The following is a 23,096-nucleotide window of genomic DNA, read 5'->3' on the forward strand; positions in this document are numbered from 1 at the left end:
CGCATGAGCCTGGAACGCTATTGGCAAAAACGGGACTTCGCCCAGACCCCCGAGCCGCGCGGCACCGTCGCCCAGCCCGCGGAACGGTTGGCCTTTTTCGTGCAGAAGCATGCGGCACGGCGCTTGCACTACGACTTTCGGCTGGAGCTGGAAGGCACGCTCAAAAGCTGGGCCGTGCCCAAGGGACCGAGCCTCGACCCCCACGAAAAGCGGCTGGCGGTGCAGGTGGAGGATCACCCGCTGGACTACGGCGATTTCGAAGGCACCATCCCGCCCCGCCAGTATGGCGCCGGCAGCGTGCTGCTGTGGGATCGCGGCATCTGGACACCGCTGGGTGACCCGGTGGCGGACTATCGCAAGGGCCACCTGCGCTTCACGCTGGATGGCGACAAGCTGTCGGGCCAGTGGTCGCTGGTGCGCATGGCGCCGCGCGAGGGCGAAAAGCAGGAAAACTGGCTGCTGATCAAGAGCGACGACGACGAGGCCCGCCATGGCCCCGACGCCGAGATCACCGAACTGCGCCCTGAAAGCGTGAAGGGCCTGCATCCGCGCCTGCCGCCGCGCGCCGAAACCGGGCCGGATCGCGCCCGGCCGCGCCGCGCGCCGCGCAAATCGGCGTCGACGCTGCCGGTGATGCTGCAACCACAACTGGCCAGCCTGGTGGCGCAGGCCCCGTCGGGCGAGGGCTGGCTGGCCGAAGTGAAATACGATGGCTACCGTATCCTGGCGCGGGTGAATGGCGACGGCGAAGTCGCCCTCTTCAGCCGCAACGGCAACGACTGGACCCGACGCATGCCCGACATCGCGCAGGCCGTGGCAGCACTGGGCACCCGCAATAGCTGGCTGGACGGCGAAGTGGTCGCCATCGACACGCAGGGCCGGATCAGCTTCCAGGCCCTGCAGAATGCGTTTGCCGAAGGCGGCAAGCCCGCGCGCCTGCTTTATTACCTGTTCGACCTGCTTTACCTGAAAGGCGAGGACCAGCGCGAACGCCCGCAACTCGAACGCAAGCGCCGCCTGCAACGCCTGCTGCGCCTGGCCGGCGATGCCAGCCCCTTGCGGTACAGCGACCATATCGATGGCCAGTTGGGCGACGTGTTCCACCACGCCTGCCAGCACGGCCTGGAAGGCGTGGTGGTCAAACGCGCTGACGCGCCCTATGCCGCCGCGCGCACCCGCAACTGGCTGAAGGTGAAATGCAGCCAGCGCCAGGAGTTCGTCATCGGCGGCTACACCGAGCCGAGCGGCAGCCGCAACGGCTTCGGCGCGCTGCTGCTGGGCGTGCACGACGCGGAGGGCCGCCTGGTCTACGCCGGCCGCGTGGGCACCGGCTTCAACGAAGCCACGCTGGCCACGCTGGCCGCGCGTCTCAAACCATTGAAGCAACGTCAGGCGCCGTTCGACAACCCGCCGCGCGGACGCGAAGCGGCAGGTGCACATTGGGTCAAGCCCACGCTGGTGGCCGAAGTGCGCTTCGCCGACTGGACCGAACAGGGTCTGTTGCGCCAGGCCGCCTTCATCGGCCTGCGCGAAGACAAACCGCCGGCCACGATCACTCGCGAAACAGCGCAGCCGCTGCCACCAGCCCCCCGGCGAACACGTACCGCGGCGCGCCAGCAGCCAGTGGAACAGCGTACCAAGGGCCCGGCGCGAACCGACGACGTGGTCGCGGGCGTGACCATCACGCACCCGTCGCGCATCGTCTATGCCGAAGGCGATCTCACCAAGCTGGACCTGGCCCGCTACTACGAGCGCGTGGCGAACCATATCCTGCCGCACCTGAAAAACCGCCCGCTGTCGCTGGTGCGCTGCCCGCAGGGCGCCACCCATGGCTGCTTCTTCCAGAAGCACCTGGGCGATGCACTACCCGACAGCGTCAACGCGGTGACCGTCCCCACCGGCGATGGCGAATCGGCCACCTACATGATGGTGAACGACCTGGAAGCCTTGATTTCGCTGGTGCAGTTCGGCGTGATGGAATTCCACACCTGGGGTGCGCGCGGCAACGCGCCCACGCAGCCGGACCGGCTGATCTTCGACCTCGACCCCGCGCCGGACGTACCGTGGGCCCGGGTCAGGGAAGCGGCGCAACTCACGCGCGGCTTCCTGGAGGAACTGGGCCTGCGCAGCTTCCTGAAGACCACCGGCGGAAAAGGGCTGCATGTGGAAGTGCCGCTGGTACGCGGGCCAGGCTGGAACGAGGCCAAGGCCTTTGCGCGCGGCGTCGCGGAGCACCTAGCCGCCGAAATCCCGCAGCGCTTCACCACCAAGCTTGCCAAGAGCCGGCGGGGCGGAAAGATCTTCATCGACTATCTGCGCAACAGCCTGGGCGCCACGGCGGTGGCGGCGTTCTCCACCCGCGCACGACCGGGCGCGCCGGTAGCGACACCGCTGTTCTGGGAGGAACTGGACCACGGCATCGAATCGGCGCATTTCAATATCGACAACCTGGCCGCCCGGCTGCGCGACACCGACGACCCCTGGGCTGAGTACGACTCATCCCGCCAACGCCTGACCACCGCGATGCGCGACGTGCTGACGGATGCCGCGCGCCGCCGCCCATGACCACAAAAAAAGGAACCCGCCATGCCGGACATCAATCGTCATTTCAGCCGTTTCGCCCAGTGGGCCGCCTGTGCCGCGGGCAGCCCGGGCATCTTTCTGCTGGCCGTGGCGCTGGTGGGCGTCTGGCTGGTGACCGGACCGCTGTTCCATTTTTCCAATACCTGGCAACTGATCATCAACACCGGCACCACCATCGTCACCTTCCTGATGGTGTTCCTGATCCAGCACACGCAGAACCGCGACACGCAAGCCTTGCAGCTCAAGCTGGACGAATTGATCCGCGCCGTGCACGGCGCGCGCAATCACATGATGCGCGCCGAGGAAATGGATGATCGCGAACTGGCCGAGCTGAAGCAGGAATACGCGCAGATCGCCGCCGCCACGCATGAAAAACTGGACGACGTGATCGAACACGTGACAGGCAAGATCCACGACGAACCGGAACGGCAACGCGGATGAAAACCCGGATTCAGCGGCAGAACAGCGCCATGCGGCGGGGAATCTCGTCGGCGATTTCCCGCGCGAGATAGCCCAGCGGCCCCAGGCGCGACGCCAGGGCCTCGCCCGCCCGGGCGTGCAGCGCGACACCCCAGGCGGCCGCCTGCTCCAGCGAAGCGCCCCGGGCGATCAGGCCGACGATCACGCCGGCGAGTACATCCCCGGATCCCGACACGCCCAGGCCGATATTGCCGCCCTCGTGTCGCCACGCTGTGCCATCCGGCCGCGCGATATGGGTAATGGCGCCCTTGAAGGCGACGATCGCCTGCCAGCAGGCGGCTGCCGAGCGCGCGGCGGCCAGCGAATCGGCCTGGAGCGCGGTCTTTTCGACGCCGGTGAGGTGGGCCATTTCACCGGCATGCGGGGTCAGCAATAGCGGGCGCGCCAACGGCTCTCCCCGCACCACCGCCATGGCGCAGGCATCGAGTACCAGCGGTAAGGCCGGCAAGTGGGACAACGCGGCGCGGACGAACGCACTGGCTGCGACTTCATCCTGCATGCCGGGGCCGATCAGCACCGCGTCGAGCTTGCGCGCCAGCGGCGCGAGCAAGGCAGCGCCTTCGGGCGCCAGGCCGCCCGCAGCGGTTTCGGGCAATGCCACCACGCGCGATTCCGGCAAGGTGGCGGCCACCAGTTGCGCCACGCTTTCGCCGGTCGCCACCGAGAGCTTGCCGGCGCCGGCCCGCAACGCCGCCGTGGCCGCCAGCATCGCCGCGCCCGGCATTTCCGGCGAACCGCCAACCACCAGCACATGCCCACGCGACTCCTTGTCACCATCGGGATCGGGCATCGGCAACGGCCAGCGCAACAGCGCGGCATCGTCCAGCGGGTTCAGGCGCGCATTCATGGTTTGGGTGCGACCGGGGCATCCGGTTCGGCGGTAATCGGGGCGCGGGCCTCGGCCAGCGGCGCGATGAAGTTCACCTGATCGAGCACCAGCTTGCCGGTACGGCCCAGCGCGGGATCGAAGCGGTAACTGGTGACCGAACAGTTGGGCACGTCGGCCCGGCGGTCGATGTCGAGGATCTGGCGCTCGTCCAGGCGTTCGAGCAGGTAACGGAAGCAGTTGACGATGACCTGATGGCCAACGATCAGCACGCGCTCGCCACGGTATTCGCGCACTACCATTTCCAGCACGCTGCGCAACCGCAGGATCACGTCGCACCAGCTTTCGCCCCCCGGCGGGCGGAAGTAGAACTTGCCGACGTGGGCGCGCTGTTCCGCCAGCTCCGGGTAACGTGCGGCGATGCCGGCCTTGGTCAGCCGGTCTGTCAGGCCGAATTCCTTTTCGCGCAGGCGTTCGTCGTGGCGCAACGTCAACTCGGATTCGGGCATGCCGGCGCCTTCCAGCAACAACCGGGCGCTCTGTATGGCGCGCAGATAGGGCGATGTCAGCACCACGCTGGGCCGCTCGGCATGCGACAGGGCGCCGAACCACTCGCCCAGCGCCCACGCCTGCCGGCGCCCCAGGTCCGACAGCGGCACGTCCATATCGCGCTCGGCAATGTCGATCATCGGTAACTGCGCCGCTTCGGCCGCGTCGCGCGCTACATTGCCCGCGCTCTGGCCGTGGCGCACCAGCCATAGCCGGTCAGGCCATTTCTGCTCCGCCATGGCATGCCTCACTGTGGGGAATGAAGCTTGCCGGTATCGTGATCGAAAGGCGCCTGGCGCGGCGGTGGCTCAGCGGCCGGCTCGCCGCTGGATTCCTCCACCCGCTGCGATTCGGTCAGATCGCGCTGGGCTTCGGCGGGATGGCGAGGGGGTTGGGGCTGTAGCGGCATGGCAACACTCCGGCTGGGCATGGCCTCCAGTGTTGCCGGCGCGTGCGCCGCAGGCCATAGGAGAGTGGCGCGGCGGCGCGTAGGACGGCGACGCGTTCAGCCCCGGAACATGAAATAAACGGCGCCGACGAGGCACAGCCCCGCCCAGAGGTAATCGAGCTTGAATGGCTGGCCCATGTAGAACATGGCGAACGGCAGGAACACCGACAGCGTGATGACCTCCTGCATGATCTTCAACTGCGCCAGGGAATACACGCCATAGCCGATGCGATTGGCCGGGACCTGCAACAGATATTCGAACAATGCAATGCCCCACGACACCAATGCGGCCATCCACCAGGCCTTGGTGCTCATGTTTTTCAGATGGCCATACCATGCGAATGTCATGAAAATGTTGGAAGCCACCAGCAATAGTGGGGAAATCAAACCAGGGGGCAGGTTCATGGGACGTTTTCGACGGGGTTTTGCTAGAATTCGCGAGTTTACGCACGATAGTCACGCGCGGGGGCCGACGGTCCTTTCGTTGCACTGCGGCATTCTCTCCAGATACGGAACCGCCATTACATGATTTTTCGCCGAGCGTTGCTCCCTCTGGTCATCCTGATCGCCTGTGGCACCGCCACCGCCGGCGAGGTCGACGACATCCGCCACCTGGTCCAGGCACGTGAATTCAATGCGGCCCTGGACCGTGCCGACCGTTACCTGACGCGCAACCCGAAGGATGCACAGGTGCGTTTCCTGCGCGGCCTGACGCTGACCGAGCTGGGGCGGACCAACGAGGCGATCAAGGCTTTTACTGGCTTGTCCGAGGACTACCCCCAACTACCCGAGCCCTACAACAACCTGGCTGTGTTGTACGCGCAACAGAATCAACTGGATAAATCGCGGGCCGCGCTGCAACTGGCGATCCAGACCAACCCCAGCTACGCCATCGCGCACGAGAACCTGGGCGACCTGTATGCGCGGCTGGCCTCGCAAGCCTATGACAAAGCCCTGCAACTGGAAGGTCAGAACCGCCAGGTCCAGACCAAGCTGACGCTGGTACGCGAGTTGTTCAGCAGCGGCGCGCTGGCGCAGCCGGTGGCCCGCCAGGTGGCGCAGGCCGCGACGCCCGCCCCTCGCCCCACCCCGACACGCGCGGCGGCCCCCACCAAGGTGCCGACACCCACCGCGCAGCCGACACCGACCCCCACGCCCAAGCCGACCCCGACGCCCAAACCGACGCCAACGCCGACACCGAAGCCGGTCGCCACGCCGGTGCCGACACCGGTTCCCACCCCGACGCCCACCCCGGTGCAGGTGGATGCCGCCGAACGCGAACGCCAGCGGGTGATCGACGCAGTGGAGACCTGGGCCAAGGCCTGGTCGCGCCGTGACTTCGATGCCTACCTTGCCGCGTACTCGCGCAAGTTCAACGCGCCAGGCGGCCAGCGCTTCACCGACTGGGCCAACGAACGCCGTCCGCGCGTCGTCGGGCCGAAGTACATCGAAGTGAAACTGAGCGGTGTCCAGGTCACCTTCGAGGGCGATGACGTGGCGGTGGTCAAGTTCCGTCAGAGCTATAAATCCGACCGGTTGTCGAGCACGACGGGCAAGACGCTGGTGCTGGAAAAAACCGGCGGTCGCTGGCTGATTCGCGAGGAACGAACCTAAGTGAAGAAGCGTGTCATGCCCTGGGCCAAGTTTTCGCTCTGTCTGGTCCTGTTGCTGTTCTTCACCCCGGCGGCGCAGCCTCGTCTGACGCCGCCGTGGCCGCAGCAGCACATCCCCGTGTTCGAGCAGCCAGGCAGGGTGATGTCCGGCTCGCCGGAGCAGATGATCGTCGCGGCCATCGACGCGGTGCGGCAAGGCCGGATGGCCGATGCGCGCGCCACCATCGACGCGCTGCTGGTGAAGGAGCCCAACTACAACCTGGCGCACCTGGTGTCAGCCGACCTGTACGCGATGCGTGCCGCGCCGCTGGCCAGCCTGGGCGGCGCCGCCGTCGATGCGCCACGCGATCGGCTGGATGACCTGAAGCGCGAGGCGCAGATGCGCCTGCTGCGCCATGTCGCGCCACCACCGAGCGACCGCCTGCCGGCACAACTGCTGGTGCTGTCGCCCGCCCAGACGCACGCCGTGGTGGTCGATACCAGCGCCGCGCGCGCCTACCTGTTCAAGAACGTGGACGGCGTTCCCACTTACGTGACCGATTATTACGTCACCATCGGCAAGCTGGGCACCGACAAGAACAAGGAAGGCGATCAGCGCACGCCGCTGGGCGTGTATTTCGTGACCAGCCATATGTCGCGGCCGCAACTGGATAAGATCTACGGCGACGCCGCATCGCTGTATGGCGTGGGTGCGTGGCCGATTTCCTATCCGAACGAGCTGGATCGCCGCGAAGGCCGCACCGGACATGGTATCTGGCTGCACGGCGTGCCGTACGACACCTATTCTCGTGCGCCGCTGGCCTCCAATGGCTGCGTGGCGCTGACGAACGAGGACATGACCGCGCTGGCGCGCCAGCTCTCGCCGGGCAGCACGCCGGTGGTGAATGTCACCCGCGTGGAATGGCTGGACCGGGCCAGTTGGGACGCGCGCCGGGCCAGTGCGCTAGCACGGCTGGAATCCTGGCGTACCGCGTGGGAATCGGTGGATACGGAACGCTACCTGTCCTTCTATGGCGATCGCTTCACCGATCAGGACGGCAAAACGCTGGCCAGCTGGCAAAAGCAGAAACTGGCCGTCAACGCAGGGCGTTCCTGGAGCAAGATTTCGCTGGGCCAGGTCAGCATTTTCAGCACCTCGGGCGAGAACGCCACCTGGGTCGCCACGTTCGACCAGGATTACCGCAGCGACAAGGTGAACAACCAGATGCGTAAACGCCTGTACTGGCAGGAAGAAGATGGCGCCTGGAAGATCCAGTGGGAAGGCCGCGCCCGCGCCGGCTGATTCCGTGCGGCGGCGCTGCCCAACAAAAAACCCCGGTTCGGAACCGGGGTTTTTTGTTGGGAGGTGGCCGGTTACAGCGTCACGCCACCGGTGACTTCAATGGCAGCGCCATTGATATAGCTGGCTTCGTCGGACGCGAGGAAGGCGTAGACGTTGGCGATTTCCTCCGGCTGGGCCAGGCGGCGCATCGGCACGCGTTCTTCCATGGCCTGGATCACCTTTTCCGGCATGGCCTTGACCATCGGGGTGGCCACGAAGCCGGGGCACACGGCGTTGGCGCGGATGCCCTTCTTGCCCAGTTCCTTGGACCAGGTCTTCACCATGCCGATCACGCCGAACTTGGTGGCGGCATAGTTGGTCTGGCCGAAGTTGCCATACACGCCCACCACGGAAGAAGCATTCAGCAACACGCCACTGCCCTGCTCGACCATGGTGTCGATCACGGCGCGGGCACAGTTGTAAGTACCCTTCAGGTTGATGTCGATGACGCGGTCGAATTGCTCTTCGGTCATCTTCACGAACTGGGCGTCGGCGGTGATGCCGGCGTTATTGACCAGCACGTCGATGCGGCCGAACTTTGCCTTCACGTCAGCAACCATGGAAGCAATCTGGTCCTTGTTGGTGACATCCACCAGATAGCCGGCCACCGTTGCGCCGGTTGCCGCCAGGCCAGAAACAACCTGGTCGACACCATTCTGATTCACGTCGCAGACCACGACCTTGGCGCCTTCGGCAGCAAATTTCTGGGCGGTTGCAAGACCGATGCCGCTGGCACCGCCGGTAATGATGGTTACCTTATCCTTAAGACGCATGCTGGAAATCCTCCGGTGAATAAAAACTTAGAGACACACCCCATCACCCTCGGCGACAGGTATTGTCAGTAAGCATAGGCGGCATTGTGCAATGCGGTAATCAGAAGAGTCGCAACATTGACGGGCGGCAATCGGAATGGATGGCCATCAGCCAATGCTTATGCGGAAGGCTGCTGGTATTGGCTCAGCAAGGTGCGGCAATCGACGATGCGTAGATCGTTGTCACGCGCGAAAGTCATGATGAAATCGAAGACACGCGGATCGATTTTTTCCAGTTGCTTGTCCACCGCCACGCAGCGCACGTTCTCGTGGACCATGGGCCGCACGTAAGGCGCATAGGAAAGCTTTTGATCGAAACCGAAGGTGGAGAGGATGCCGGAGAGACGTTCCGCCCAATCGCTGGGCCGGAATTCGCGACCGTTGCTGGTAAGACCCTGGATGATGATTTCGTATGGATTGCAGATCATGACGAGGCGGGCTGGTGCGGAGTGTCCTGGCAAAGACAGCCGGAGTATATCACTCGCCTTGTTGCACCGCGCGAAAAAAGAAACCGGGCACTTTCCGGCACTTGCCAGCCGCCCCCCGCCAACTGAATAATGGTCGTTTTTACAAGAGAGTAGCCTGCGGCACGTCAGCGCCCGGCCAGCACCCCCTATGCGCCACTACCTGAAGTTCACGGATTTCACCCGCGAGGAATACGATTACCTGTTCGAACGCACCGTCAAGCTCAAGGCACTGCACAAGGCCGGTGAGCTTTACCAGCCGTTCCGGGGACGTGTCCTCGGCATGATCTTCGAGAAATCGTCCACCCGCACCCGGGTGTCGTTCGAGGCAGGCATGGCGCAATTCGGCGGCCACGCAATGTTCATGCAGTCCAAGGATACCCAGCTCGGCCGTGGCGAACCGATAGAAGACGTGGCGCAGGTCATCAGCCGCATGGTCGATATCGTGATGGTCCGCACCTACGAGCAGACCATCATCGAACGCTTCGCCGAGAACTCCAAGGTGCCGGTCATCAACGGCCTCACCAACGAATACCATCCCTGCCAGATCATGGCGGATATCTTCACCTATATCGAACATCGCGGTCCCATCACCGGCAAGACGGTGGCCTGGATCGGCGACTCCAACAACGTCAGCCGCACCTGGCTGCAAGCCGCGCGCATTTTCGATTTCAAACTGAACCTGGCCTGCCCGCGCGGCTATGAAATGACGCTGCTGGGCGACGAGGCCTATGGCGCCGATCACTTCGAGCAGTTCTACGATCCATACCAGGCCGCGCGCAATGCCGATATCGTCACCACCGATGTGAGCGTATCGATGGGCTACGAGCGCGAGACGCTCCAGCGCAAGAAGGATTTCATCAATTACCGCGTCAACGAGAAGGTGATGCTGCAAGCCAAGGCCGACGCGGTCTTCATGCATTGCCTGCCCGCGCACCGTGGCGAGGAAGTCGATCCCGAAGTGATCGATGGCCCGCAATCGCTGGTCTGGGATGAAGCGGAGAACCGCATGCATACCCAGAAGGCAGTGATGGAATACCTGCTGCTCGGCAAGATCGAGGATTGACGCGCCAGTGAGCCTGCTTGGGATCAGCGATCTCGCTACCTATCTGATCGGCACCGTGGTCATTGTCCTGACCCCAGGGCCGAATTCGCTGTGCGTGCTCTCCACGGCCGGCCGCCATGGTCAGCGCAGGGGATTCGCCGCCGCTGGCGGTGTGTTCGCCGGCGACCTGGTGCTGATGACCGCTGCCGCGCTGGGCGTGGCCTCGCTGATGCATGCCTATCCGGTGGCGTTCGATTTCGTGCGTTATGCCGGCGCGGCCTATCTGGCCTGGCTGGGGCTGAAACTGCTGTGCTCCCGGGGCGGCGCAGCGGCGCCGGCACCGCAGGCGGCCGGGTCTGGCCATGCCTTCCGGCAGGCACTGGGCATCTCGCTGGTGAACGTCAAGGCCATCCTGTTCTTCATGGCTTTCTTCCCCCAGTTCGTCGATCCCGGCTACCCCCATGTGGCCGTGACCTTTGTCGCGCTGGGCCTGATCGTGCAGATCACCAGCATGAGCTACCTGAGCGTGCTGATCCTTGCCGGCAGCCGCATCGTGCAACGGCTGGCGCAACGACGATGGCTGGCGGGTCTGGCCGCAAGACTGACGGGGCTGTTGTTCGTCAGTTTTGGCATCAGGCTCGCCACCAGCCGCTAACCACCGCTTACCGGGTTGGCGCAGCGCCAGTCGCGCCGATCGCAGGAACATACTGGCTTTTCAAATTTGAGGAATACCATGTCTGACGTTAAGAAAGTCGTCCTCGCCTATTCCGGCGGCCTCGATACTTCCGTGATCCTGAAGTGGTTGCAGGATACCTATGGCTGCGAAGTGGTCACCTTCACCGCCGACTTGGGCCAGGGCGAGGAACTCGACCCCGCGCGCGACAAGGCGCTGAAGTTCGGCATCAAGCCTGAGAACATCTACATCGACGACGTGCGCGAGGAGTTCGTGCGCGACTTCGTGTTCCCGATGTTCCGCGCCAACACCGTCTACGAAGGCGAATACCTGCTGGGCACGTCCATCGCGCGTCCGCTGATCGCCAAGCGCCTGGTCGAGATCGCCCAGGAAACCGGTGCCGATGCCATCAGCCACGGCGCCACCGGCAAGGGTAACGACCAGGTGCGCTTCGAACTGGGCGCCTATGCGCTGATGCCGGGCGTGAAGGTGATCGCACCGTGGCGCGAGTGGGACCTGCTGTCCCGCGAGAAGCTGCTGGCCTATGCCGAAGCCAATGACATCCCGGTCGACATGAAGCACAAGAATGGCGGCGCGCCGTATTCCATGGACGCCAACCTGCTGCACATCAGCTTCGAAGGCCGCCACCTGGAAGACCCGAAGGCGGAAGCGGAAGAAAGCATGTGGCGCTGGACGGTCAGCCCCGAAGCCGCACCGGATACCCCCGAATTCATCGATCTCGAGTTCGAGCAGGGCGATGTGGTTGCCGTGAACGGCGTGCGCCTGAAGGCGCACGAAGTGCTGGCCAAGCTGAACGAGCTGGGCGGCAAGCACGGCATCGGCCGCCTGGACCTGGTGGAAAACCGCTATGTCGGGATGAAGAGCCGTGGCTGCTACGAAACCCCGGGCGGCACCATTCTGCTGAAGGCGCACCGCGGTATCGAATCGATCACGCTGGATCGCGAAGTGGCGCATCTGAAGGACGACCTGATGCCGCGCTATGCCTCGCTGATCTACAACGGCTACTGGTGGAGCCCGGAACGCCGCGCCCTGCAGGTCCTGATCGACCATACCCAGCAGCGCGTCAACGGCTGGGTGCGCCTCAAGCTGTACAAGGGCGGCGTATCGGTGGTGGCCCGCGATTCCAAGGACACCCTGTTCGACCAGACCATCGCCACCTTCGACGATGACGGCGGCGCCTACAACCAGGCCGATGCTGGCGGCTTCATCAAGCTGAACGCGTTGCGCATGCGCATCGCGGGCAGAAAGGGCCGTTAACCACTGTGCGGTGCGACTCGGGTCGCACCGCCCTTCCCCATCGTCCGGCACCGCACCATGAACATGTCCGAAGAAACCTTCACCACGCTTACCGTCTCGATCTTCTGCACCGCGCTGATCGTGTATATGGGTTTCATCATCTACAAGCTGGCCAAGGACTCGAAAGCGGGCAAGTACGGCACGCTGGTATTGTTCTTCGTGCTGGGTTTCGGCATGTTCGGCTTCATCGTCAAAACCGTTCTGACCGAAGTGCTGCAAAAATAGACAACGCGGCACAATACGCCGACGCGATCGACAGCACCTTTCACTGGAAAAACACATGTCCCAATTCGATAACGTTTCCGTCATCAAGGAAGCCAACGTCTATTTCGACGGCAAATGCGTCAGCCACACCGTGATCCAGGCCGACGGCACCCGCAAGAGCGTCGGCGTGATCCTGCCGGCCAAGCTGGTGTTCAACACCGGCGCGCCCGAAATCATGGAACTGCTGGCCGGGCAATGCCGCGTCACGCTGGCCGGCGAAACGGAAAGCAAGACCTACGGCGGCGGACAATCGTTCGATGTGCCCGGCAATTCCAGCTTCGAGATCGAAGTGACGGAAACGCTGCACTACGTCTGCCATTTCGGCTGATACGCGGGCGCGATGAACCCCTCGGCCGCGCGGCTTCAGGCTTGCTACAACCGCTGGATGAACCAGCGGTTGTTTGACGTTTGCGGTGCGCTCGACGACACCACCCGTCGCTCGGACCTGGGGGCATTCTTCAAATCCGTGCATGGCACGCTGGAGCATCTGATCTGGGCCGATACCATGTGGCTGGCCCGCTTTACCGCCGCCCCCCTCCCCGAGGGTACCAGCATACAGATCGATGACTGGCCCGCCCTTTGCGCCGAGCGCCAGGCCCTCGATGCCCGAATCGAAACATGGACCGACGGCCTGTCGGAATCCTGGCTGGCCGCGCCGTTCACCTTCAGAAGCGTGATGACCGGTGTCGAGCGGACCCAGCCGGGCTGGGCGCTGGTCATCCATTTCTTCAACCATCAGATTCACCACCGCGGCCAGCTCACCACGCTGCTCGCCCAGTTGGGCGTCGATTTCGGCGTGACCGACCTGCCAGCGCTGCCGGAACTGAACGACGCCAGCCGCCAGAGGTGGTGAGAACCAAGGAGCAAAGCCATGCCATCGTTCGATATCGTTTCCGAAATCGATGAAGTCGAAGTGCGCAACGCGGTCGAGCAGACCAACAAGGAAGTCGGCACCCGCTATGACTTCAAGGGCTCGGACGCGCGCGTGGAACAGGCGGACAAGGTACTCACCGCCTTTGCCGACAGCGATTTCCAGCTCGATCAGGTGAAGGACGTGCTGGTCAACAAGCTGACCAAGCGTGGCGTGGACATTCGCTGCCTGGATGAAGGCAAGGTGGAAAAGGTGTCCGGCAACAAGGTCAAGCAGGCGTTGACCGTGAAAACCGGCATCGAGGGCGATCTGGCCAAGCGCATCGTGCGCGTGGTCAAGGATTCGAAACTCAAGGTCCAGGCCGCCATCCAGGGCGATGCGGTACGCATAACCGGGGCAAAACGCGATACCCTTCAGGAAACGATCGCGCTGGTGAAGAAGTCGGTCGACGACTTCCCCCTGCAATACCAGAACTTCCGCGATTAGCCCGACGATAATCTAAAGCCGCTCATGATCTGGTCCGCGCGCCAATCCACCACCATCACCGTCTTTGCCATGCTGTTCGGCCTGGGGATGATTTCCATCCTGGGCTATCAGGTGAGCAGTTCCTATCAGGCGGAAGTGGCGCAGGCGCGCGCGCGTACCGACAATCTGTCGCAGATTCTGGAAGCCCAGATGCGCAGCGCCCTGCGCGAAGTCGATCTGGTGCTGCGCGATCTCGAAGACCGGATCACCCCCGAGGAAGTCGCCAGCGAGAGCCTGGGCGAAGCCCACAACAAAACGCTGCAAAGCCTGCTGCTCGATAAGCTGACGCTGGTACGGCAGGCCGACAATATCCTGCTGATCGGCCCCGACGGGGTGCTGTCGCATCGCGCACTGGATATCGGTACCGCAATGCAGCCGTTCGACCGAGCCTACCTGGATCAGGTCCGCGACGATCCCTACCGCGAACGCCTTTATGCCCGCACAGCGGGCAAGACCCAGGACGGCTTGCTACTGGCAAGACGTTACGAAACACCCCAGGGCGCGTTTGGCGGGCTGGTGGCGGCCAGCGTGCCCTCCGCTTACTTCAATCAGGTCCTGGAAAACCTCGACCTCGGCCGGCACGGCTTCGTGATGCTGGTGGATGAAGGCGGTAGCGTCATCACCCAGCGCGCCTCCGGCAAGGGCGACGAGCCGTTCAAGGCCGAAGCCGACGTGCTGCAACAGCTCAAGAGCGGAGCCTTGTCCGGTGGACTCACCGTGATCCGCCACGCCAACGGCGCCACGCGCCTGGTCAGCTATCGTCAGATCACCGGTTCGCCCTTCTTCATCATCGTGGGGATGTCGTCACTCGACTATCTGGCCACCTGGCGCGACAACACACTGTATTACCTCACCGGGGGCAGCCTGTTGCTGGCGATGGCCTTGATGATGATTTATTTCTTCTGGCGCTCGCACCGGCTGGCACGCAACCTGCAACAGAAGGAAAGCCGCCTCAACGTCAGCGAATCGCGCTTCCGGCAGATGATCGAGACCATTCCGGTCGCGCTGGTGCTGGCCCGACTGCCCGAGTGCTTCATCACTTACATCAACCAGCAGGCCGCCCGTACCTTCGATATCCCGCAAGCGGGCGCCCTTTCGCTCCGCGCGGCGGATTTCTACCTGAACAGCGAAGATTTCCGCGAGCAGCTACAAGCCGTGGGGCAGGCGCAGGGCATTCGCAATATCGAAGTGCGCATGCGTCGGTGGAGCGGCGAATCGTTCTGGGCCAGCCTGTCGATGTCCAGCGTGGCGGTGGGCGAGGAAATCACGCTGATGATCGGGATTTCCGACATCACCGAGCGCAAGCGTCTGGAAGGCGAGCTGAAACGCCGCGCCACCACCGATGGCCTGTCGGGCCTGACGAATCGCGCCTACTTCATGGAAGTGGCCAACCAGGAGCTGGCGCGCGCCAGCCGTTACAAGCGGCCGCTGGCGCTGCTGATGCTGGATATCGATCACTTCAAGCGCATCAACGACAGCTATGGGCATGACGTCGGCGACATGGCGATCAAGGCCGTGGCCAAGGTACTGGGCGGCGCCCTGCGCGACGTGGATATCGTCGCGCGGATGGGAGGCGAGGAATTCACCGCCCTGCTGCCCGAAACCTCGCCGGAGCTGGCGCAGGCAGCAGCGGAACGGGTACGTACCCAGATCGAAGCGCACCGGATCGTGCTGGGCGACGGCACGGTCGTCCAGTTCACCGGCAGTATCGGCATCAGCGCCCTGCGTCCGGAAGACCAGTTGATCGACGATCTGCTCAAGCGCGCCGACGTGGCGCTCTATCACGCCAAGCACCATGGCCGGAACCAGGCCGTGGTCTACGACGCCATCCCTCATCCTTCCTGAACCTGGCCGCAGCCCTGCTACGCGCCGCATTTCCAAAGAAGCCCCACGTACGCCAGGTTTGACCAACAGGGCCAGCCTGCCTACCCCCACCTTTCCCGCAGGTGGGTCTCAGCAAAGCAACGGTTATCACCCGCCATACAACGCTATTGATATGGATCAACGCTGGGCGACATATGCACCCGCATGCTTCTTGGCATCATTCCAAGAGGAGATGCACCGTGGAAAACACGCCGTTCGAAACCCTGTTCATGTCCGATATCGGCCTGCTCAGCCTGTTTACCATCGGCTTCATCATCGCCATGGCCGTCTTTATCGGCGTCTATGTCCGCCGGGCCATCCGCCGCGATACCCTCGCCCACCAGCAGGACGAGCATCCCGAGCATTCCTGATCCAGGCACCCGATCCTTCCGCCGGAAAGGATCGGGGTCAGGGCCTTGGGCTGGAGATGCTCTTGTCCAGTAGATAGAACATCTCGCTGGCCTGATCGCCCCGGCGCCCGCCATGCCAGACCACCGTATCCCCGTCGCTCGGCGTACCCTGGCGTATCTGCCAGCGACATCCGGTCATCGCCACCCGCCGCAAGGGCAATGCGGTGAAGTAGTCCACCGACACCACCATGGCATCCGGCGCCGTGCTGACGTCGATGCAACTGGCCGGCAGCGCCGTCATGGCGTCCGCCAGCGAAACGCTGACCTCCCGGTAGCTCTTGGTTTCATCCAGCCAGGGCTCCCACAGCCCGATCAGTACGCCCCAGAGCAAGGTGACACCGCACGCCCAGTTGGTCACCGCCAGCCGGCCCAATGGGCGCTTGCGCGAAATCACACACCACCACGCCACGCTCAGCGCCAGCGCAAACAGCACCCCCGGCAGCGCCATCGTCGGTACGTGCTCCGGGTTCATGCCGTCCACCCAGGCATGCAGGCGCCGCGGCATGCCGACATGCAGCGCGAACCAGCAGGCCCACAATGCCAGCGTACCCACCCCGAACGTCATCAGGCCAAACCAATTGAGCGCCGCCGCGGCGCCGCGCCGCAGCCCATCGATGCCCGCGGTGGCCAGCAGTGCCAGCGGGACCAGCAATGGCAACAACGAATAATCGCGGACCTCGCCGGCACAAGCCAGCCATAGCGCGGTCAACGCCGCCATCGATCCCGGCAATGCGATCGCCGGGCTGGCCCACTGCTTGCGGTTGCTCCACACACCCCACACCGCCAGCGGCAGCACCGGCCAGGCAAACCAGGTCACCGTCGAAATGAAAAAACCGAAGCTATGGAACCACTGCAACGAACCCAGCCCACCGAATGGCCCCAACGCATCGAATCGCCACCAGGCGGCAAATGCCGCCGGGCTGAACTGATGCAACCACAGCGCCCACACAGCGGACAACGGCAGCGATATCACCAGCGCCGTGACCAGGGCGGTCACGTAGACCGCGCGCCGCCAGGGGCGGAACAGCAACAGTAACACCGCCGATGCCAGGGCCAGCAGGAACTCGCCCCAGGTCGCGCCAAGCAGCAGTACCAGCCACGCCATCCCCAGCACGGCCCCGGCAATCAGCGGCCGACGCGTGGAGTGCGCCAGGGCAAAGGCATGCCAGGAAAACGCAGCGACCAGCAGTACCTGGGGGGCGAGTTGATGCCCCCAGATGATCAGTCCTACGCAGCCGATCAGCGCCATCACGGCAACCCGCCCCTGCCGGCGCCCATACAGTTCGCGCCCCGCCAGACCGATTCCCCACAGCGACAGCGCCATCCACAGCCCGGTCGCAAGCCGGCCGGCATCGTGGATATCCATGCCGAGTCGCGACAGCGGCCAGGCCAGTATGGCCGCCGACCAATAATAGAGCGGTGCGAACTCCAGGTAGGCCACATCGGCGAACCGGGGCAGCACCCAATAACCTTCCTGTACGAATCGCTTCACGATGGCCGCGGTTTCCAGCTCGGCCGGCTTCCATGGATCGTGCCCCACCAGCCCGGGCAGCAACCAGACCAGGCACAGCAGCAGCAATAGCCAGGGTTTCTGGTTGGGAATGGTGGGAACTTCGCGCTCGGTGGGCGGCACGTAGGTCAGCATGGGCAAGGTTTTCCTGGAATGCGGCTGCCGGAATTATCGCAAAGCAGCGACGGCACGGCGTCACATGGCAACAAAAAAAGGCAGCCTAAGCTGCCTTTTTCCGATGAACCAACCAGTCTTAGCTTTCGCTCTTGCTGGTGTACATCGAGTACTTGCTGCGGAACTTCTCGATCCGGCCAGCCGTATCGACGATCTTTTGCTTGCCGGTGTAGAACGGGTGCGATTCGCTGGAAACGTCCAGACGCACGACCGGGTAGTCCTTGCCATCGGTCCACTTCATGGTTTCGCTGCCCTTGGCCTGGATGGTCGAACGGGTCAGGAATTTGAAGTCGACGCTGGCGTCGAAGAAGATCACTTCTTTGTATTCGGGATGAATGCCGTCTTTCATTGTCTTGTCCTTGTTTACGAGCGCGTCGGGGTTGTGCCGACGCAAAGGCGGGATTATTTCAGAACCCGCCGTTGGCCGCAAGGCGGCCGGCCACCTATCGCCGCATGGAATCGAAGAAATCCAGGTTGCTCTTGGTGGCTTTGATCTTTTCCTGGAGGAATTCCATCGCTTCCAGGTCATCCATCGGGTACAGCAGCTTGCGCAACACCCAGATTTTCTGGAGCTGATCCTGCGGCAACAGCAGTTCCTCGCGGCGGGTGCCGGAGCGGTTGATGTTGATCGCGGGGAAGATGCGCTTTTCGGCCATGCGGCGATCCAGATGGATTTCCGAATTGCCGGTACCCTTGAATTCTTCGTAGATCACATCGTCCATGCGGCTGCCGGTATCGATCAGCGCCGTGCCGATGATGGTCAGCGAGCCGCCTTCCTCGATGTTGCGTGCCGCGCCGAAGAAGCGCTTCGGGCGTTGCAGCGCATTGGCATCCACGCCACCGGTCAGCACCTTGCCGGAGGCCGGTACCACGGTGTTGTAGGCGCGGGCCAGACGGGTGATCGAATCGAGCAGGATCACCACGTCTTTCTTGTGTTCGACCAGCCGCTTGGCCTTTTCGATGACCATCTCGGCGACCTGCACGTGCCGGGTGGCCGGTTCGTCGAACGTCGAGCTGACGACCTCGCCGCGCACCGAGCGCTGCATTTCGGTCACTTCCTCGGGGCGTTCGTCGATCATCAGCACGATCAGCACCACATCGGGGTGATTGGCGGTGATCGCGTGAGCGATGTTTTGCAGCATCACCGTCTTGCCCGACTTCGGTGGCGCCACCAGCAGGCCGCGCTGGCCTTTGCCGATCGGCGCGATCAGATCGATGATGCGGCCGGTGATGTTTTCCACGCCCTTGATATCGCGTTCGAGCTGCATGCGCTCGGTGGGAAACAACGGCGTCAGGTTTTCGAACAGAATCTTGTTCTTGGTGTTTTCCGGCGGTTCGCCGTTCACCTTGTCCACCTTCACCAGCGCGAAATAGCGTTCGCCATCCTTGGGCGTGCGGATTTCGCCTTCGACCGTGTCACCGGTGTGCAGGTTGAAGCGGCGAATCTGGCTGGGGCTGACGTAGATGTCGTCCGGGCCGGCCAGGTAGCTGGTGTCGGGGCTGCGCAGGAAGCCAAAGCCATCCGGCAGGACTTCCAGCGTGCCATCGCCGAATATGCTTTCGCCCTTCTTCGCCTGGTTCTTCAGCAGCGCAAAGATCAGATCCTGCTTGCGCATGCGGTTGGCACCGTCGATGTCGGTGGCCATCTCGACGAGTTGAGTGACGTGGTAATGTTTTAGGTCGGACAAATGCATGCGAATCTGCCGTAGATGCTGCTGCGGATGAGGGAGGAAGGGCGAGGGGGCTGGATCGAACGGAGAACCCGTTCCAAGTGGAGAATTTCCCGTAAGGGTATACAACCGGGAAAGCCGCTGTCAACGCAGCGGCCAAGGTCGTGCAGGAAAGCGACACCCGGGCGGGCGCCCGGGCATTCGATCAGATGTTGCTGTCGAGGAACGCAGTCAGTTGCGATTTGGACAGCGCGCCCACCTTGGTGGCCTTGACTTCACCATTGGCGAACAGCATCAGGGTCGGGATGCCACGGATGCCGTACTTCGGCGGCGTACCCTGGTTCTCGTCGATGTTCAGCTTGGCGATGGTCAGCTTGCCGGCGTATTCGGTTGCCACTTCGTCGAGGATCGGGGCAATCATCTTGCAGGGGCCGCACCATTCGGCCCAGTAATCGACCAGAACCGGGCCTTGCGCCTTCAGCACCTGGTCTTCGAAGCTGGCGTCGGTCACGTAAACAATCTGGTCGCTCATCGGATTCTCCGGTTAGGTGTGATGGACCGCCAATTGGCTCTGGCGGTCGTTACGATTGGAATGGGGGCATTCTATCGGCTTTCAATGCAGCCCCGGAAAAAACGATTCAATCGACCCGATAGCCAGTGCGTATGCCAGGCGCGTAAAGCCTTCCAGCCTTGAGCCCGGGCGGCAATCAAGGCTGGTCTGGACAACCCCTGGTAATCATTGCCGCCGTTACAGCGCCGTCCCCACCGCGTCTTCCAGGCGCTCGACAGCGGTAATGGTCATGCCTTCGATGCCGCTCTTGGGCCGATTGGCCTTGGGCACGATAGCGTGGGTGAAGCCCAGCTTGGCCGCTTCGCGCAGCCGTTCCAGGCCGCGCTGCACCGGGCGTACCTCGCCGGCCAGCCCCACTTCGCCGAAGACGATCAGTTTGTCCTGCAAGGGGCGATTCTTCAGGCTGGAAACAATGGCCAGCAAGACCGCCAGGTCGGCGGCAGGCTCCGCGATCCGGACCCCGCCCACCGCGTTGATGAAGACATCCTGGTCGAAGGCGGCGATGCCGGCGTGGCGATGCAGCACGGCCAGCAGCAGCGCCAGCCGGTTCTGTTCCATACCCACCGCCAAGCGTCTCGCCTGGGGCGAATGGGCGTCGTCCACCAGCGCCTGGACCTCGACCAGCATCGGGCGCGATCCTTCCTGGGTCACCAGCACGCAGGAACCGGGCACCGGCTCGCGATGCTGGGACAGGAACAGCGCGGAGGGATTGGAGACTTCGCGCAGCCCTTTGTCGGTCATGGCGAACACGCCCAGCTCGTTCACCGCGCCGAAACGGTTCTTGATCGCGCGGATCAGGCGAAAGCTCGAATGCGTGTCGCCTTCGAAATACAGCACCGCGTCCACGATATGCTCCAGCACGCGCGGCCCGGCCAGCGAGCCTTCCTTGGTCACGTGCCCCACCAGCAGAATGGTGGTACCGGTGCGCTTGGCGTAGCGCGTCAACTGAGCCGCGCATTCGCGAACCTGGGCAACGCTGCCGGGCGCGCTGGTCAGCGCCTCGGTGTAGACGGTCTGGATCGAGTCGATCACCGCGACCTCCGGCTTCACCCGCGACAGACCCGCCAGGATTTTCTCCAGCCCGATCTCGGCCATCAGCGCGACCGGGGCGTTCTCCAGCTGTAGCCGCCGTGCGCGCAGGGCGATCTGTTGCGGCGACTCCTCGCCCGAGACGTACAACACCTTGCGCTGGTTCGCCAGCCGCGTCAGCGCCTGAAGCAGCAGCGTCGATTTGCCGATGCCCGGATCGCCACCGATCAAGACCACGCCCCCCGGCACCAACCCACCGCCCAGCACGCGATCCAGTTCGTCCAGCCCGGTAGGCGTACGCGGCAGCTCCGCCGCGTCCACATCGGACAACTGCTGGATTTCGCCATCGGCGGCCAGCGACTGGAATCGGCCGCTGCTCTTGGGCTCGGCGATCGCCTCCACCAGCGTATTCCATTCGCCGCAGCCGGGGCATTGACCTTGCCATTTGGGGGATGTGGCGCCGCACGACTGGCAGGCGTAGAGGGTCTTGGCTTTGCTCATGGCGGGCAATGATACGTGCCCGGGCTGCGCAGACCAAGCGCCTTGCCACCATGGAAATACTGACAAAAGCTGATGGATGACACATCAATAGCTTTCAATTAACATTTGTTAATAATTACAAAAACAATCAATATTGACCATAACTGGAGACAAAAATGAGCAACAGCAGCGTAAAGCTGATCTCTGCTTCCCTGCTTGCCGCCCTGCTGACCGCCTGCGGCGGCGATGGGGATGGCAACACGGTGCCGACGCCGACGCCAACCCCCACGCCCGGCGAGCCGGTCAGCCGCACCCTCACCGGAACCGTACGCGCCGCCAATGGCGACCCCATTCCGTATGCGGCGGTCTATGTGGCAGGTAACGGCAGCGGCAAGCTGGCCAGCGTCCGTCCGCCCAGCCGTGCGGAAGCCGATCCCGAAACCGCGTGCAAAGCCAGCATTCCCACCAATGTGCTGGCTGGCACGTGTAGCGGTCCCGACGGCAGTTTCAGCCTGACGCTCCCCGCCTCCTCCACACCGCCCTCGCAACTGGTGATCCAGAAAGGCTCACTCAAGGCCGTCAAAGCGGTCGATTGCGGCCAGGAGGCCATCTGCGCGTTGCCAGCCGGCAGCACCACCATCGGCGCCGGCGACAGCAGCGCCTATCCGGCAGTCGCGGTGGTCACCGGCAATTACGATCAGATCGAAAACGTGCTGGCCAAGCTGGGCGACGCCAACCTGGGCGATGAGGTGGCCGGCGTCTATGGCCGCGTCGATGCGACCGGGCGTTTCGTGTATGGCTCGGAGTACGGCGGCAAGCTCACCATCATCAATGGCGGCGGTACCCCGTTGCTGACCGAACATGCCGCCGAAATCGGCAGCTATCCCACCTGGGAATCCTTCCTCGACGGTACGCGCCCCCTGCTCGATGCGGCGGGCAAGCCCGTGTTCTCGGTCATCTTCATCGATTGCGGCAATGACGCCGATGGCCTGCTGAGCGATCCGGCGGTCCGTGCGCGCCTCAAGGCTTATGTCGATGCCGGTGGCCGCCTGTACGTGACCGACTGGTCGTACAACTTCATCGAGCAAGTGTTCCCCCAGGCCGCCAAGTTCGAAGGGGATTCCGACGATGCAACCCTTCCCGGCTTGCCCGATACCGCCAAGAACGGTACCGGTGGCCTGCATCTGAATGCGACGATCAACCTGCCGGCGCTGGCCACCTGGCTGAAGGCCGTTCCGGTGGTGAGCAATCTCGCGGGCACCGCACCGGGCAATCCGGAATCCGACTGCGCCAGCACCAGCACCGTCAATGGCGCGCTGAACGCCGACGGCACACTGCCGGTGGGCGATTTCCTGGGCGGCTGGGTCCATATCGCGGGCTTCCACGATACGGCCGGTTCGCTGGTGGTGTCGTCCGGCGCCGGCCTCGATTTCGACGGGCTGGTCGATCGCCCGCTCACCTTCATCCGCCCCGAGGGTAGCCAGGGTGGCAAGCTGATCTATTCGTCGTATCACACGGCCGATGAGTGCCCCAGCCCGCGGTTCTGGCCGCAGGAGCGGGTGTTGCAGTTCCTGATCTTCGAATCGATCTAGGGCGTA

At 63.6% G+C, this 23,096-nt stretch carries 25 protein-coding genes; 14 read left to right on the forward strand and 11 right to left on the reverse strand.

What is annotated here, in order from left to right:
* Window positions 1-3: 3 nt before the first annotated feature.
* The gene (gene ligD / locus FAZ21_RS09260; protein ID WP_136773162.1) at window positions 4-2,565 is read left to right on the forward strand and encodes a DNA ligase D; all 2,562 of its coding nucleotides are present in this window, start codon (window positions 4-6) and stop codon (window positions 2,563-2,565) included.
* Between the two features lie 21 nt (window positions 2,566-2,586).
* Window positions 2,587-3,024: a low affinity iron permease family protein gene (locus tag FAZ21_RS09265; protein WP_136773163.1), complete on the forward strand. Its 438-nt coding sequence runs from the start codon at window positions 2,587-2,589 to the stop codon at window positions 3,022-3,024.
* A gap of 10 nt (window positions 3,025-3,034) precedes the next feature.
* Here the strand turns inward: FAZ21_RS09265 and FAZ21_RS09270 are convergent, their stop codons facing one another.
* The 4 genes from FAZ21_RS09270 to FAZ21_RS09280 all read right to left on the reverse strand — a co-directional run bounded on the left by FAZ21_RS09270 (window position 3,035) and on the right by FAZ21_RS09280 (window position 5,291).
* The gene (locus tag FAZ21_RS09270; protein WP_136773164.1) at window positions 3,035-3,910 is read right to left on the reverse strand and encodes an NAD(P)H-hydrate dehydratase; all 876 of its coding nucleotides are present in this window, start codon (window positions 3,908-3,910) and stop codon (window positions 3,035-3,037) included.
* Window positions 3,907-4,677 carry a histidine phosphatase family protein gene (locus FAZ21_RS09275; protein ID WP_136773165.1) on the reverse strand — a complete coding sequence of 257 codons (771 nt, stop codon included), beginning with the start codon at window positions 4,675-4,677 and terminating at the stop codon, window positions 3,907-3,909. The genes FAZ21_RS09270 and FAZ21_RS09275 overlap by 4 nt, the downstream gene beginning before the upstream one ends.
* 8 nt (window positions 4,678-4,685) lie before the next feature.
* On the reverse strand, window positions 4,686-4,847 hold the full coding sequence (locus FAZ21_RS20265; protein ID WP_169307323.1) for a hypothetical protein: 162 nt from the start codon (window positions 4,845-4,847) through the stop codon (window positions 4,686-4,688).
* Between the two features lie 96 nt (window positions 4,848-4,943).
* The gene (locus FAZ21_RS09280; RefSeq protein WP_136773166.1) at window positions 4,944-5,291 is read right to left on the reverse strand and encodes a DMT family protein; all 348 of its coding nucleotides are present in this window, start codon (window positions 5,289-5,291) and stop codon (window positions 4,944-4,946) included.
* Between the two features lie 120 nt (window positions 5,292-5,411).
* Between FAZ21_RS09280 and FAZ21_RS09285 the strand changes: the two genes are divergently transcribed.
* Both FAZ21_RS09285 and FAZ21_RS09290 read left to right on the forward strand, forming a co-directional pair.
* Window positions 5,412-6,500, forward strand: coding sequence for a nuclear transport factor 2 family protein (locus FAZ21_RS09285; protein ID WP_136773167.1), 1,089 nt, complete (start codon window positions 5,412-5,414; stop codon window positions 6,498-6,500).
* A complete protein-coding gene (locus FAZ21_RS09290; protein WP_136773168.1) occupies window positions 6,501-7,781 on the forward strand; it encodes a L,D-transpeptidase family protein in 1,281 nt (426 codons plus the stop codon).
* Window positions 7,782-7,852: 71 nt separating this feature from the next.
* On the opposite strand, the gene fabG is transcribed toward FAZ21_RS09290, so the two are convergent.
* Complete coding sequence (fabG, locus tag FAZ21_RS09295) at window positions 7,853-8,593, reverse strand: 3-oxoacyl-ACP reductase FabG (RefSeq protein WP_136773169.1); 741 nt, start codon at window positions 8,591-8,593, stop codon at window positions 7,853-7,855.
* Window positions 8,594-8,751: 158 nt separating this feature from the next.
* Window positions 8,752-9,060, reverse strand: coding sequence for a DUF3579 domain-containing protein (locus FAZ21_RS09300; RefSeq protein WP_136773170.1), 309 nt, complete (start codon window positions 9,058-9,060; stop codon window positions 8,752-8,754).
* Between the two features lie 187 nt (window positions 9,061-9,247).
* Between FAZ21_RS09300 and argF the strand changes: the two genes are divergently transcribed.
* The 9 genes from argF (at window position 9,248) to FAZ21_RS09345 (ending at window position 16,025) form a co-directional block, all read left to right on the forward strand.
* Window positions 9,248-10,162, forward strand: coding sequence for an ornithine carbamoyltransferase (gene argF, locus FAZ21_RS09305; RefSeq protein WP_136773171.1), 915 nt, complete (start codon window positions 9,248-9,250; stop codon window positions 10,160-10,162).
* 7 nt (window positions 10,163-10,169) lie between these two features.
* Window positions 10,170-10,796: a leucine efflux protein LeuE gene (gene leuE / locus FAZ21_RS09310; RefSeq protein WP_211243419.1), complete on the forward strand. Its 627-nt coding sequence runs from the start codon at window positions 10,170-10,172 to the stop codon at window positions 10,794-10,796.
* Between the two features lie 78 nt (window positions 10,797-10,874).
* A complete protein-coding gene (locus FAZ21_RS09315; RefSeq protein ID WP_136773172.1) occupies window positions 10,875-12,092 on the forward strand; it encodes an argininosuccinate synthase in 1,218 nt (405 codons plus the stop codon).
* A gap of 57 nt (window positions 12,093-12,149) precedes the next feature.
* On the forward strand, window positions 12,150-12,356 hold the full coding sequence (locus FAZ21_RS09320; protein ID WP_211243420.1) for a DUF2788 domain-containing protein: 207 nt from the start codon (window positions 12,150-12,152) through the stop codon (window positions 12,354-12,356).
* Window positions 12,357-12,411: 55 nt separating this feature from the next.
* On the forward strand, window positions 12,412-12,723 hold the full coding sequence (gene ppnP, locus FAZ21_RS09325) for a pyrimidine/purine nucleoside phosphorylase (RefSeq protein WP_136773173.1): 312 nt from the start codon (window positions 12,412-12,414) through the stop codon (window positions 12,721-12,723).
* A 12-nt stretch (window positions 12,724-12,735) separates the two neighbouring features.
* Window positions 12,736-13,248, forward strand: a complete 513-nt coding sequence (locus FAZ21_RS09330) for a DinB family protein (RefSeq protein ID WP_136773174.1) — start codon at window positions 12,736-12,738, stop codon at window positions 13,246-13,248.
* 18 nt (window positions 13,249-13,266) lie between these two features.
* On the forward strand, window positions 13,267-13,752 hold the full coding sequence (locus FAZ21_RS09335; RefSeq protein ID WP_136773175.1) for a YajQ family cyclic di-GMP-binding protein: 486 nt from the start codon (window positions 13,267-13,269) through the stop codon (window positions 13,750-13,752).
* 24 nt (window positions 13,753-13,776) lie between these two features.
* On the forward strand, window positions 13,777-15,636 hold the full coding sequence (locus FAZ21_RS09340) for a sensor domain-containing diguanylate cyclase (RefSeq protein WP_136773176.1): 1,860 nt from the start codon (window positions 13,777-13,779) through the stop codon (window positions 15,634-15,636).
* A 218-nt stretch (window positions 15,637-15,854) separates the two neighbouring features.
* Window positions 15,855-16,025 carry a DUF3149 domain-containing protein gene (locus FAZ21_RS09345; RefSeq protein ID WP_246038572.1) on the forward strand — a complete coding sequence of 57 codons (171 nt, stop codon included), beginning with the start codon at window positions 15,855-15,857 and terminating at the stop codon, window positions 16,023-16,025.
* A 37-nt stretch (window positions 16,026-16,062) separates the two neighbouring features.
* Here FAZ21_RS09345 and FAZ21_RS09350 read toward each other — a convergent pair whose 3' ends face one another.
* From FAZ21_RS09350 to radA, 5 genes are all read right to left on the reverse strand, one after another.
* Window positions 16,063-17,709, reverse strand: a complete 1,647-nt coding sequence (locus FAZ21_RS09350) for an ArnT family glycosyltransferase (protein ID WP_136773178.1) — start codon at window positions 17,707-17,709, stop codon at window positions 16,063-16,065.
* 118 nt (window positions 17,710-17,827) lie between these two features.
* Entirely contained in the window at window positions 17,828-18,097 is a 270-nt protein-coding gene (locus tag FAZ21_RS09355) for a type B 50S ribosomal protein L31 (RefSeq protein ID WP_136773179.1), read from the reverse strand.
* Window positions 18,098-18,191: 94 nt separating this feature from the next.
* Window positions 18,192-19,442 (reverse strand): transcription termination factor Rho, encoded by a 1,251-nt coding sequence (gene rho, locus FAZ21_RS09360; RefSeq protein ID WP_026262895.1) that lies wholly within the window; start codon window positions 19,440-19,442, stop codon window positions 18,192-18,194.
* A 181-nt stretch (window positions 19,443-19,623) separates the two neighbouring features.
* On the reverse strand, window positions 19,624-19,950 hold the full coding sequence (gene trxA, locus FAZ21_RS09365) for a thioredoxin TrxA (protein ID WP_136773180.1): 327 nt from the start codon (window positions 19,948-19,950) through the stop codon (window positions 19,624-19,626).
* A gap of 216 nt (window positions 19,951-20,166) precedes the next feature.
* Window positions 20,167-21,519, reverse strand: coding sequence for a DNA repair protein RadA (radA, locus tag FAZ21_RS09370; RefSeq protein WP_136773181.1), 1,353 nt, complete (start codon window positions 21,517-21,519; stop codon window positions 20,167-20,169).
* Window positions 21,520-21,674: 155 nt separating this feature from the next.
* Between radA and FAZ21_RS09375 the strand changes: the two genes are divergently transcribed.
* Entirely contained in the window at window positions 21,675-23,090 is a 1,416-nt protein-coding gene (locus FAZ21_RS09375; RefSeq protein ID WP_136773182.1) for a hypothetical protein, read from the forward strand.
* The last annotated feature ends 6 nt before the right edge of the window (window positions 23,091-23,096 follow it).

The organism is Chitiniphilus eburneus (assembly GCF_005048205.1).
Classification (GTDB): domain Bacteria; phylum Pseudomonadota; class Gammaproteobacteria; order Burkholderiales; family Chitinibacteraceae; genus Chitiniphilus; species Chitiniphilus eburneus.